Annotated in this window: 9 protein-coding genes; 4 read left to right on the top strand and 5 right to left on the bottom strand. The window is 60.2% G+C overall.

Features of this window, described 5'->3' with window-relative positions:
- Nucleotides 1-241: 241 nt before the first annotated feature.
- A complete protein-coding gene (gene prfC, locus LRL22_RS09195) occupies nt 242-1831 on the bottom strand; it encodes a peptide chain release factor 3 (RefSeq protein ID WP_124242206.1) in 1590 nt (529 codons plus the stop codon).
- A 429-nt stretch (nt 1832-2260) separates the two neighbouring features.
- Here prfC and LRL22_RS09190 point away from each other — a divergent pair, with 429 nt between their 5' ends.
- Nucleotides 2261-2983 carry an SDR family oxidoreductase gene (locus LRL22_RS09190; protein WP_107683764.1) on the top strand — a complete coding sequence of 241 codons (723 nt, stop codon included), beginning with the start codon at nt 2261-2263 and terminating at the stop codon, nt 2981-2983.
- Between the two features lie 141 nt (nt 2984-3124).
- Here LRL22_RS09190 and LRL22_RS09185 read toward each other — a convergent pair whose 3' ends face one another.
- The 3 genes from LRL22_RS09185 to LRL22_RS09175 all read right to left on the bottom strand — a co-directional run bounded on the left by LRL22_RS09185 (nt 3125) and on the right by LRL22_RS09175 (nt 8276).
- Nucleotides 3125-4972, bottom strand: coding sequence for a tetratricopeptide repeat-containing diguanylate cyclase (locus LRL22_RS09185; protein ID WP_270905237.1), 1848 nt, complete (start codon nt 4970-4972; stop codon nt 3125-3127).
- 226 nt (nt 4973-5198) lie between these two features.
- Nucleotides 5199-6653 (bottom strand): ATPase RavA stimulator ViaA, encoded by a 1455-nt coding sequence (gene viaA, locus LRL22_RS09180; protein ID WP_270905236.1) that lies wholly within the window; start codon nt 6651-6653, stop codon nt 5199-5201.
- A 9-nt stretch (nt 6654-6662) separates the two neighbouring features.
- Nucleotides 6663-8276: an ATPase RavA domain-containing protein gene (locus LRL22_RS09175; protein WP_216952885.1), complete on the bottom strand. Its 1614-nt coding sequence runs from the start codon at nt 8274-8276 to the stop codon at nt 6663-6665.
- Nucleotides 8277-8589: 313 nt separating this feature from the next.
- Between LRL22_RS09175 and LRL22_RS09170 the strand changes: the two genes are divergently transcribed.
- Complete coding sequence (locus LRL22_RS09170; RefSeq protein ID WP_257696323.1) at nt 8590-9024, top strand: DNA polymerase III subunit psi; 435 nt, start codon at nt 8590-8592, stop codon at nt 9022-9024.
- 102 nt (nt 9025-9126) lie between these two features.
- Entirely contained in the window at nt 9127-9576 is a 450-nt protein-coding gene (rimI, locus tag LRL22_RS09165; protein WP_216952883.1) for a ribosomal protein S18-alanine N-acetyltransferase, read from the top strand.
- A 7-nt stretch (nt 9577-9583) separates the two neighbouring features.
- Here rimI and LRL22_RS09160 read toward each other — a convergent pair whose 3' ends face one another.
- Nucleotides 9584-10084, bottom strand: a complete 501-nt coding sequence (locus tag LRL22_RS09160) for a hypothetical protein (RefSeq protein ID WP_406596058.1) — start codon at nt 10082-10084, stop codon at nt 9584-9586.
- 227 nt (nt 10085-10311) lie between these two features.
- Between LRL22_RS09160 and LRL22_RS09155 the strand changes: the two genes are divergently transcribed.
- Nucleotides 10312-12102 (top strand): AMP-dependent synthetase/ligase, encoded by a 1791-nt coding sequence (locus LRL22_RS09155; RefSeq protein WP_270905235.1) that lies wholly within the window; start codon nt 10312-10314, stop codon nt 12100-12102.
- The last annotated feature ends 21 nt before the right edge of the window (nt 12103-12123 follow it).

Below are 12123 nucleotides of genomic sequence, written 5' to 3'. Positions count from 1 at the left end.
ATCCCCAACCCTTCTCCCGCAAGGGGAGAAGGGGGCAAAAACAGTTCCGCGATCTTTCAAGCAGACCTCTGATGATTCCCTCTCCCTCCGGGAGATGGCTAGGGTGAGGGCTGCTTGCGACGGGTATCTGCTGAACCATTCCCCCCTGCATCCCTCCTTAAACAGGCAAACGGTACAAAACAAGAGACCCCGCCGAAGCGGGGTCTCTTTGATTATCTGCCAATAAGCAAACCAGCGGTGATCAGTGCTCGCGAGTCTGGCGGAACTCCACGTCGGGGTGGCGCTCCTGAGCCAGGCGCAGGTTGACCATGGTCGGCGCGATATAGGTGAGGTTGTCACCGCCATCGAGAGCCAGGTTGACCTCGTTCTTGCGCTTGAACTCTTCAAACTTCTTGACGTCGGTCCCTTCCACCCAGCGGGCGGTGGAGACGTTGACCGCCTCGTAGATGGCCTCGACGTTGTACTCGCTCTTGAGGCGCGAAACCACCACGTCAAACTGCAGCACACCGACCGCACCGACGATGAGATCGTTGCTGATCAGCGGACGGAACACCTGTACCGCGCCCTCTTCGGAGAGCTGCACCAGCCCCTTGAGCAGCTGCTTCTGCTTGAGCGGATCGCGCAGGCGGATGCGGCGGAACAGTTCCGGTGCAAAGTTCGGGATACCGGTGAACTTGAGATCTTCACCCTGAGTGAAGGTGTCGCCGATCTGGATGGTGCCGTGGTTGTGCAGACCGATGATGTCGCCGGCGAAGGCGTCTTCCGCCTGCTCACGGTCACCAGCCATAAAGGTCACGGCGTCAGAGATGTTCACATCCTTGCCGATGCGCACGTGGCGCATCTTCATGCCCTTGCTGTAGGTGCCTGATACGATACGCATAAAGGCGATACGGTCGCGGTGTTTCGGATCCATGTTTGCCTGGATCTTGAACACGAAGCCGGAGAACTTCTCCTCGGTCGCTACCACTTCACGGCTCTCGGCCTTGCGCGGCATGGGTGCCGGCGCCCAGTCGGTCAGGCCATCCAGCATGTGGTCAACACCGAAGTTACCCAGTGCGGTACCGAAGAAGACCGGGGTCATCTCGCCAGCGATAAAGGCATCGTGATCGAACTCGGGAGAGGCGCCCTGCACCAGCTCCAGCTCGTCACGCAGCTGTTGGGCCAGATCTTCGCCGACGGCGGCATCCAGATCCGGGTTGTTCAGCCCCTTGACTACACGTTTCTCCTGAATGGTGTGGCCCTGACCGCTCTGATAGAGATAGGTCTCGTCCTTGTAGAGGTGGTAGACACCCTTGAAGGATTTGCCGCAGCCGATAGGCCAGGTGATGGGGGCGCACATGATCTTCAGCTCGCGCTCCACCTCGTCCATCACTTCCATCGGATCGCGCACTTCGCGGTCCAGCTTGTTCATGAAGGTGAGGATGGGGGTATCACGCAGACGGGTCACTTCCATCAGCTTGCGGGTCCGGTCTTCAACACCCTTGGCGGCATCGATGACCATCAGGCAGCAGTCGACCGCCGTCAGGGTACGGTAGGTATCTTCAGAGAAGTCCTCGTGACCCGGGGTGTCGAGCAGGTTGACCAGACAATCGGCATAGGGGAACTGCATCACCGAGGTAGTGATGGAGATACCACGCTGCTTCTCCATCTCCATCCAGTCGGATTTGGCGTGCTGGCCCGAGCCACGGCCCTTGACGGTACCGGCGCGCTGAATGGCCTGTCCGAACAGCAGGACTTTCTCGGTGATGGTGGTTTTACCCGCATCCGGGTGCGAAATGATCGCAAAAGTGCGTCTCTTGGAGACTTCACTCAGAAATTCAGCTGACATAATTCAACGTTCTTCTATTGAGCGGTGGCATCAGCCACCGTGGGAATAAATCCGGAATGCCGCTCACGGCACATGTATACGCAACGAAAGCCACGCCAGCTGGCGTTTTGCCAACCTGGTGGAGAGAGGGAGGAGGGTTGCGTTACATGGGTCTTCTCGCCTGAGTCAAAGCAAAATTGCGCGACATTATACCCGCGCGAGTGAAAAATACCCAGCCTGACAAGAGATGATAATTTGGCCGCTCATCCGTTCCACAGGTTCCAACTGAACAGAAAATCAAACACTCCGAATCGGATGGCAGCATCCGGACTACGTGGAGTTGGCCTCCTCCCCATGCCAGCAACAACCACTCTTGATAAATTTTCATACTTGGACTTTCCCTATCCAGCTACAAATATGTAAATCGTATCTACATAATGGAGAGGTCATTACATGAAACATTCCACCCTGCACAATCAACAGATCGTCATTATCGGTGGTACCTCGGGTCTTGGCCTGGCCACCGCCCAACAAGCGATCGAGCAAGGCGCCAAGGTCATTATCGGCGGTTCCAGCCGTGAGCAGCTTGCCACAGCACTGGCTGAATTGGGCCCAAGTGCCAGTGGCCATCAACTGGATATTCTCGACGTCGACTCCGTCAATCACTTTTTCAACCAGCTGGATTCGCTGGATCATCTCGTCATTACCGCCGCTGTCATGCGACCAGCCAGCTTTCTCACCGCTGCCATCGAGGATTTGAAAATCAACATGGACAGCCGCTTCTGGGGAAGTGTTCATGCGATCCGCGCCGCAGCCCCCAAACTGTCCGAACGCGGCTCCATCGTGCTCACGTCCGGGATGGTGACGCGCCGCCCGCAACTGGGTAAAGCACTCCCTGCTGTTGCAGCTGGCGCGGTTGAAACGCTGGCTCACAGTCTGGTTACCGAGCTGACCCCCCGTCGGATCAACGTCATCAACCCGGGCCCCATGCGCACTCCCATGCTGCTTAAAGCACTGGGTAATGACCCACAAAAAGTGGCCGCAGTGGCGCAAAGCCTGCCGTTGAAGCGCTTGGGAGAGGGAGAGGATTATGCGCAGGCCGCACTGTTCCTGATGAGCAACAACAACATGAATGGTGAGGTGCTTCACCTCAATGGCGGCAGCGCCTGGGCATAACGCCCTTCTGACGGTCTTCTGCGCTCGTGCTTGCCAATCTGTCATCGCAGGCAAGAACGAGCGCAGGGGACGAGCATCATCGCCGTATCAGCGTGCTCCCCAATAGCAATGACACCCTGGTGAGTGACAATACCCAGCCCGTCAATCATCTGTTTCCACCCGGTTGCGCCCCGCCTCTTTCGCACGATACAGCGCATTGTCGGCACGCTGGATCAAGGCCGCCAGATCCTGATCATCGTCTCGCAGAGAGGCACATCCGATACTGATGGTTACCGGGTACGACATGCCGGGCAGCGCCCGGTTGGCGACCGTGTGACGGATCCGCTCAGCCACCCGGCACGCCTCTTCAAGGCTGGTATCCGGCAGCAGGATCAAGAACTCCTCTCCGCCGGTACGCCCCAACTGATCCTGGTGCCGCAACTGACGCTCTGCCGCCCGAGAGACCCATTGCAGCACCCTGTCTCCTTGATGATGTCCCAGGGTATCGTTGATCCGCTTGAAGTGATCGATATCGAACACCAGCAGACAAAATGGCGTGCCCTGCCTGCGAGCCTGCGCCAACATATCGCTGCCCTGCCGCAGCACCCGACGGCGGTTGTTGATGCCGGTCAGCTCATCGGTAAAGGCCAGACGACGCATCCGACGGTTGCGATCAAGCAGCCACCCCATCGTCAGCAGTGCCAGTACCCCGCAGAGCACCATCACCACCAGCAGCCAGAAGCGACGCTCCTTGACCTGCTCCAGCTCCTGCTGCTGCAGTCGCTGCTCGACTCGCAGTCGCTCGTTCTCCCCCTCCTGACGGGCCAATTCAAACTCGCCGCGAACCCAGGCCGTGCTCTGTTCCCGTAACAGCTGATCGAGCCGCTGCTCCTGTACCAGATGCTCCCGCAATGCGGCCAGCGCCGCCGGATAATCGCCTTGCAACTCGAGCGCCCGACTGCGTACCCAGTAGAGCTCGAGCAAAAAGCGTACGTGCCCTTCCACCTTCAAAATCGGCTCAATCTTCTCAAGCGCACGCAAGGCTGGCGCCGGTTCCTGCTGTTCGACTCTCAACCTCGCCCGCACCAGCTCGAGATGCGCATGGAGGATGGGGTCAACATCGGGAGAGAGCACCTCCGCCGCTTGTGCCAGCAAGCGTCCGGCATCAGCGGGGCGATCCAGCCCGAGCAGAGCCTCGGCCTGCATCACCATGCGTTCGGCATGCTCAATCAGATATTGAGGCTGATTATAAAAGGCCGCACTGCGTTCAAGCTCGCCCAGCGCATCCTGATAACGCCCGGTCTGCAGATAGACCATCGCCAGTTGATCACTGAGCCTTGCCGAGCCAAATCCATCGTGGCTCCTGGCAAAATGCTCGCTCAACCGGTTGAGGGTGGAGAGCGCTTCGGCATAGAGGCCCATACGACGAAATGTGGCTGCAATCTCGAGCTGCGCCTGGTGATACCAGGTGGGCAACCCCAGCTGCTCATAGATATTGTGCGCCTTGGTGAGATCCATCAGCCCCTGGCCTGAGACCCCCTGAAAAGACAGCATGGCCCCCCGGCGGGCCAGCGCCAGCGCCTCCAGCTTTGGCACGGCGGCCTCTCTTGCCAGCCGCAGCCCCTCATCGTAATCGTGACGAGCCTTCGCTACCTCGCCGAGCAGCTGATTGAACCAGCCGCGGCAAATCGTCAGCTCCGCCACGGCGGCGTCATCACCCTGCTCGCGCGCAATGGCCAGCATCCGCTCCGCATTGGCGATGGCGGTACGGGACTCCTGCATGTCATCGGCCGATTGGGCCCAGCAAGCCAGACGACTGATCCGCATCTGCTGCGACGGCGGATAGGCGTTGCCGTCCCGCTGCAAACGGGCAACGCGCTCCCGCAGCAACTCGATCGGCTGGTAGACCCGCTCCATCCCTCCCAGTTCATTTTCCAACTGCTCGGGGGACAAGGGTTTGGCTGCCAGCCCGAACACCGCCAGCAACAGCAGCAAGGCAAGTCGGCTCATACATACTCCGGATAAATGGGAAAGATCATCGGGCAAGCCGATGCCGGAAAATCATCATCTTTTCCCCTGTAACAATGGTTGTAAAGGCTATCACCCGGACAGAGAGCCCGAATGGCAGACTAGTCACATTTTACTGCGATATCATCGCGTTGGAATGAAAGCGGGGATGCACAGCGAAAAAGAGGAGCGGGATAACAACTCAAGAGGGGTTGCCCCCTCCCGGTCACTAGTGGTGCTGCCAGCGCCGCAGCAGTCGGCCGCGCAGGCCACAATCGAGCAGCCAGCTGTTGTCAAAGACCCGCAGCAGCGCCTGCTTGGCGTGGCGGGACATGGCGACGGCGTGAAAACGGGTCTGACGCTGGCGATAGCGGTTCATCTGATCGAGCAGGGGATGAGGCAGGCTCTGGGCGATAAAGTCGGAGATGACCAGCACATCCGCCTTGGCAAAGGCGGGATCATCGAGCTTGGCCAGCGCTTTTTCCAGGCAGGGCACCAGGTCGGTACCGCCGTGAAAACTCATGGAGAGGAAGCGCTCCGCCTTGTCCAGACCGGTATCCGCGGTGATCTCGAGGGTCGCCACCTCGGTGGAGAAGAGCATAAGGTAGCAGCCGCGCTTCTCATCCATCGCCACCTTGAGCAACGCCAGAAACAGCGCCTTGGCACACTCCTCGGGATAACCCCCCATGGAGCCGGAGGTATCGACACAGACGATAAAGGGGCCTCGCTGCTGCAACTGCTGCCCCCCCTGCTCCGGGGTGCGCAGCATGATGCGCTGGCGCGGCAAGGTGCCGCGTGACTGGTAACTGAGCAGGCGCCGCTCCAGATAGCGGCGGTAGAACTCCAGCTCCAGCTCCGGCAGCCCCAGCATCACCGCCTCGCTTGGCAGTAGCCGCATCAGGTCGCTCGCCTGGTGGATGCCCACCAGGTCGTCCGGCACATCGTCGCTGGGGGCGGGCTCCAGCTCCAGCACCTGAACCGGTGGCACCGGCTGCTCCTGCGCCCGGCGATCCCGCTCGCTGCGCCCGAGCAGAGCGGCAATCTCCGCCAGCAAGGGCTCGCGCTGCAACATACGGGCGTATTGCTTGACCAGCACCAGACTGCGTTTGTGCCAGTGCCCCTGCGCCAGATCCCAAAGACCACCGGCTGAGATCTGGTTCGGATCGAGGGCATCGGCCAGGGTGCGGCTCGCCAGCAGCTGATCTTCAATCTCCTGACGCTGCTTCTCCCGCTCCGCCTCGGCGATCTGCTGCTGCAGTTGCAGCAGGCTCCCCACCAGACTGGCGCGCCACTTATCGATAAAGAGCTGGCGCAGCCCCTCGGTGGGGTGAGCCATCAGCTGGCGAACCAGCGAACGGGCCTCACCGGCAAAGGGGCTGTAGTGATCCAGCGACTCCAGCAGGGCGGGCAAACGGCCTATCAGTTCGGTCATCGGCAACTGCCGGTGCGCCTGATAGAGCAGGTACTCCTGCTCCAGCGCCACCGGCACCGGCTTGTGACGGATCTCCTCGCCAAGCTGCTCACCCCAGCTCTGCAGGCGCTTTTTCAGCAGCTTGCCCTGCAGCGGGGAGCGCTTGATGAACTCGGAGATCTTGGGCGACGCAGCAAGCAAAAGAGCCACCTCCCCTGCCAGCTCCCCTTCACCGATCAGGAGCCCCAGATCCAGCATGCCAATCTCAAGCATGAGCGCTCCTTACTCGTCCAGCCTTGGCAACCGCTCGCGCCACTGTGTCAGCTCGCCGCGCAGCAGTTCAAGATCCCGGCTCAGCACGAAGAAGCTGTCTTCCACCTGTTGCAGCCAGCGCTGGGCAATAAAGAGGTGCTGCCGATGACGATCGAACAGAGTGCGCTGCTGTTTAAGCTCCTGCACCACCTTGCCAACCTGGGCAAGCAGCTCATCGAGCGCTTGCAGCCAGGGCTCCAGCACCACCTCAGGGATGGCGTTGCGCTCCATCAATACCAGCGGGATCTGCTGGCGCTGGATATCGAGCACCTGCAGGCGCAGCTCATCGTCAAGTACCAGCTCGTAGTGTCCCTCTTTCGGGTTGCCATATTGATAACCCACCAGCGCCTCACCGGTCGGATGCCAATGGGAAAGCAGGGTACGATCGAACACCAGGGTGCTGGTGAGACGCTCGGGATCGCTGCCATCCAGCGGGGCCGGGGTGAGCAGATGGAAGTGCACCTGCTTGCCAAAGGGTCTGGCGTTGGCGAGCGGGATCTCGATCCCCCTCGCCCGTCTGCCAAACCACTGCTTGCGCTTGCGCGCCTTGCAGCAGAGACGCTGGGCCACGCCCTGTTTGAGCTGTTTGAATTGATCCCGCAGGGCAAGCAGCTGGCGGGTCAAGGCCAGTTGCTGATAACCGTAGAGACGGGAGAACTCGGTCATCATCTCCAGCAGGGCGGTGCGGGACTCCTCGTCGTGCCAGAGACAATCCTTGAACAGCAGCAGATCTACCGGTGCGACCTCATCGCGGCCATTGAAGAAGGCGCTCGCCTTGATGAGCCGTACCGCCTTCTTCCAGCGGCGATCCGACACATAACAGCGATGGGCCAGCTGGCTGTCTAGCTGCTGGCGCAGCTGATAGATAAGTTCGAAACAGGCATCCGGCAGGCGCACCTGCTCAATCTGGCTCTGCCACTGCTCGTACTCATCCCCCCGGATCTGCAGGGATTCCGGCAGATTCTGGTGGGCGTGACCGTCGCTGGCCAGCATGGATTGAAAGTTGGCTTTCTCCTGCACCCGGTCCATCCAGATCCGCACCAGCATCCGGTCGTAGAGCGCTTCCAGCCCGCTGTCCGGCGCCGGCAGCTCGTTGGAGGCGGTCACCAGCAGCCGCATGGGGATGGGATGCTGGCTATCACCATTGCGGAACTGCCGTTCGTTGATGGCGGTGAGCAGGGTGTTGAGAATGGCGGGACCCGCCTTCCAGATCTCGTCGAGGAACACCACCTCAGCCTCCGGCAGATAGCCGGCAGTGAGGCGCAGGTATTTGCCATCCTCTTTCAGCGCCTGAATGGAGAGGGGGCCAAATACCTCCTCCGGTGTGCTAAAACGGGTCATCAGATATTCAAAGTGGCGGGCGTCGTGAAAGGCCAGCTTGAGGCGACGGGCAATCAGACTCTTGGCGATACCGGGTGGCCCCAGCAAGAAGACACTCTCGCCACTGAGGGCTGCCAGCAGACCGAGGCGCAGGGCATCCTGCCGTTCATAAAGCCCCTCACCGAGGGCTGCCAGCAGCCGGGGCAGGCGCTCCTGGATGGGAATAAGACGCGCAGGGTTCTGGGCTTGAGCTAAAGACGACATAGAGAGTGTTCCGAAGCTGGGATGATGTTAGCCCCAAGGCGCGATATCCATTTGCTCGACCTTGGGTTTTGTCTTGTTATGATGTTTATTCTGGTATCTCTTGCCGCACAATACCCGCCTCTGGCAGGAAAAAACGCAAAGGCAGTGCGATACCGTATCGGCAGCGTGCTGCGCCCATGCATAGCCAGTGTCGTGATGGCACCATGCCCGCATGCGCCAGATGATGCGTTGCAAAGGGTGCAGCAAAAGCGGTTCGAGTGTACCCTGCGCAACACAATTTTCCCCAACGCAGATCAAGAGTGAGTCGCCCCAGATGCAAGATCCCGTTCGTCAGAGCATGTTGGCCCGCATGGGCATTCAAAGCTGGCAACTGCGTCGTCCGGCATTGCTGGGTGCAGATCTCGTACCCGAGCTTGCGCAAGATGCCGTGCAGCCCGACCAGACAGCACCGGCCACCCGCGCTCCGCTGCCCAGCGGCAAACTCTGGTTGCTGGCGCCTCAGCTGCCTGCCACCACGCTGCTGGCGGATATCTGCCAGCTGCTCGGCATGACCCCCGACGAGGTCTCACTGCTCAGCGAGCTGCCGCCTGCCGATCTGCAAACGGCGGATGCCTCACCGCTGCTCTGGCTGACGGAGGCCAACCCGGAACGACCCGATGCGTTGATCTGTCCGCTGGCCCCCAGTGCCGCACAAAAGCGCGCCCTGTGGCAACAACTACGCCGACACTTGGCGAACAGTACGGCATGATCATGCCTTCAACGCCCTCTTGGAAGCCGCTCTTTTTACCTGATTTTACAAAAGTCGTCTTTGCCAACCCCGACATCCTCCACCCAGTCACCCGGAGTCAACATGCCTGAGTTTCGTCCCCTGCTCGAAGCCGATTTCGACCTTGTCTATCCCATAGAGCAGGCCGCCCACAAGGAGCCCTGGAGCCAGGCCAACCTGCTATCCTGCTTCGGTCCTCGCTATCTCAACGGCTTGATGCTGGTCGATGGTCGCCCGGCCGGCTTCTATATCTCGGATCTGGTGGCCGGAGACAGCTCGCTGATGAATATCTGTGTCCACCCCGAATTTCAGGGCAAGGGGTTGGGACGGACACTGCTGCAAGCCTACCTGACTCGCAGCAAACAAGCCGGGGCAGAAGCCTGGTTTCTCGAGGTGCGGGCAGGCAACCAGACCGCCATCAACCTCTACGAGAGCGCCGGCTTTGCCGAGTATTGCCGCCGCGCCGACTACTACGGCACCGGCAATGATCGGGAAGATGCGGTACTGATGTCCCGCCTGTTCGACTTCAGCTGATCCCGCCTCAATCGAGGGGGGCATTGTCCATCGCCGGATCCTGCAAGGAGAGAGTGGTGTGAACCACCGCCTCGAATCCGGCGGCGGAAAGCGGCATATAGAAGCCCCGCAGCCAGGTTTTCCCCGGCATCCAGATCTGCTGTATATCCACCACTATCTTGATCGGTTTGAGGGGTTGACCCGGCTGCTGGATATAGATGCCGGGCGGTGTGGCCACCTTGGGAAAACGGCGCAGGATCTGTTCACTACCATCCCCCTTGCCCGGATTGAGCCGCACCTTGACCAATCGGCTCAACGGCACTCTCATCTCTTCACTGCGCCAGAAGCGTTCGTTCAATGCCTTGCAGCGACGGCACTTGGGGGTCTCCAGCACATAGAGCAGCGGATAGCCCAGCGCCAATGCCTGCTGTTGGGCCTGCTGGTATCCCTCCGCCCCTTCATACCAGGGATTCGCAGGCTGCTGTGTCTTGCCCAGAAAGTACCAGGCCGCCCCGCCCCCCACCATCATGAGCCCGATCACGGCCAATGCCCCTTTCATCCATAGATTCATATCGTTAACTCTCCCTTTGCTCCTTTGCAGTATCGGCCACTCTGCACAAAGGAAGAGCTATTTGCACTCTTTGTGATCCAAGACAAACAGCGAACACTTGTAAGCTGTAATCTTGGAGTTTAAACTCTAGCCCGATTTTTAGTGCCCTTGCAGGCGTACAACTGTAATTAAAGGATGTTTAACTGATGCCGAAGCTTCATCTGGTTCGACTGATGCGTGAACGTATTGCCCAGCTTGGCAACAAGGCTGCCCTGCGGGTTCAGCAGGATGGCCAGTGGCGCGCCATCGGCTGGCGTACTCTGGGCCAGGCCATGGACTACTGCGCACAGGCGCTGATCCGTGCCGGCCACCAGCCCACCGAGATGGTCGGCATCTATGCCCGCAACATGCCGGAGTGGACCCAGGCCGATCTCGGCATCCTTGCCGCCCGCGGCGTCAGCGTCCCTATCTACCCCACCAGCACGCTCGATCAGCTGCGCTACATCGTCAAAGATGCCGGCATCAAGGTGCTGTTCGTTGGCGAGCAACCCCAGTTCGATCAGGCGCTGAAACTGATTGAAAACGGCGAGATCCGCCAGATCGTCGCCCTCGATGGCAGCGTCAACCTGCGCGGCTGCGAGCAGGCGAGCCACTTCCAGACATTTCTGGTCTCCGGCAACCATCAGCCCAGTGAGCAGGAGCTGCGCGAGCGGGAAACCCAGTACCGGATGGATGATCTGCTGACCCTGATCTACACCTCCGGCACCACAGGCGAGCCCAAGGGGGTCATGCTCGACTTCAGCAACATCGCCGCCTGTTTCGAGATGCACAACAGCCGCCTCGATCTGAACGAGCAGGATGTGTCGCTCTGCATGCTGCCGCTCAGCCACGTATTCGAGCGGGCCTGGAGCTACTACGTGCTCTATTGCGGCGCCGAGAACGTCTATATCCGCGATCCGCAGAAGGTGATGGATGTGATTGGCGAGGTGCAGCCGACCGTGATGTGCGCCGTGCCGCGCCTCTACGAGAAGGCCTATGCCATGATCCAGGCCAAAGTCGCTCAGGCTCCGGCTCTGCGTCGTGCCCTGTTTGGCTGGGCAACCCGTGTCGGCAAGCAGATGGTTGCCACCCGTCAGGCTGGCAAGTCCGCTTCCCCGCTGCTCTACGGCCAGCTCTGGCTCGCCGAGCGACTGGTGTTTCGCAAGCTGCGCGCCCGCTTTGGCGGCCGCACCCGCTTTCTGCCGGTGGCGGGCGCCCGTCTGGCCGACGATGTGAACCTCTTCTTCCAGGCGATGGGGCTCAACCTCAAGTACGGCTACGGCATGACCGAGACCACCGCCACAGTCTGCTGCTACGAGGATAGCCAATTCAAGCTCGGCTCCATCGGCACGGCACTGAACGGCATCGAGGTGAAGCTGGGGGAGAACAACGAACTGCTGGTGCGCTCCCCCACAGTGATGCGCGGCTACTACAACAAGCCGGACGCCACCGCAGAGGTGATGACCGAGGATGGCTTCCTGCGTACCGGCGATGCCGGTGAGCTCGACAGCCAGGGCAATATCTACTTCACCGAACGTCTCAAGGAGCTGATGAAGACCTCCAACGGCAAGTACGTGGCCCCGCAACTGGTGGAAGGGACCATCGGCAAGGATCGCTTTATCGAGCAGATCGCCATCGTCGCCGATGCCCGCCACTTCGTCTCGGCGCTGATCGTCCCCTGCTTCGAGTCGCTGGAGGAGTACGCCCGCTCCATCAACCTGCAGTACCAGTGCAAGACCGAGCTGCTGCGCCACTCCCGGGTAATGGAGTTCTTCGAAGCCCGCATCGCCGACTTGCAAAAAGAGCTGGCCAAGTTCGAGCAGGTGAAGAAGTTTACCCTGCTGCCGAGCGCCTTCTCCATGGAGCTGGGTGAGCTGACCCCCACCATGAAGCTGCGCCGCAAGATCATCGAGGCCAAGTACCAGAGCGAAATCGAGGCCATGTACAACCACGTCTGATATCGCTCAGGTTCAGAGAAA

It is taken from the genome of Aeromonas sp. PI_26 (assembly GCF_027854445.1).
Lineage (GTDB): Bacteria > Pseudomonadota > Gammaproteobacteria > Enterobacterales > Aeromonadaceae > Aeromonas > Aeromonas veronii.
The sequence above is the reverse complement of the archived record's forward strand: the minus strand, read 5'-3'. Positions and strand labels throughout refer to the sequence as shown.

Excerpts from the sequence above, each read along its gene's own strand:
- LRL22_RS09190 (WP_107683764.1), top strand. The coding sequence starts at position 2,261 with ATGAAACATTCCACCCTGCACAATCAACAGATCGTCATTATCGGTGGT.
- LRL22_RS09185 (WP_270905237.1), bottom strand. The coding sequence starts at position 4,972 with ATGAGCCGACTTGCCTTGCTGCTGTTGCTGGCGGTGTTCGGGCTGGCA.
- viaA (WP_270905236.1), bottom strand. The coding sequence starts at position 6,653 with ATGCTTGAGATTGGCATGCTGGATCTGGGGCTCCTGATCGGTGAAGGG.
- LRL22_RS09175 (WP_216952885.1), bottom strand. The coding sequence starts at position 8,276 with ATGTCGTCTTTAGCTCAAGCCCAGAACCCTGCGCGTCTTATTCCCATC.
- LRL22_RS09170 (WP_257696323.1), top strand. The coding sequence starts at position 8,590 with ATGCAAGATCCCGTTCGTCAGAGCATGTTGGCCCGCATGGGCATTCAA.
- rimI (WP_216952883.1), top strand. The coding sequence starts at position 9,127 with ATGCCTGAGTTTCGTCCCCTGCTCGAAGCCGATTTCGACCTTGTCTAT.
- LRL22_RS09160 (WP_406596058.1), bottom strand. The coding sequence starts at position 10,084 with ATGATGGTGGGGGGCGGGGCGGCCTGGTACTTTCTGGGCAAGACACAG.
- LRL22_RS09155 (WP_270905235.1), top strand. The coding sequence starts at position 10,312 with ATGCCGAAGCTTCATCTGGTTCGACTGATGCGTGAACGTATTGCCCAG.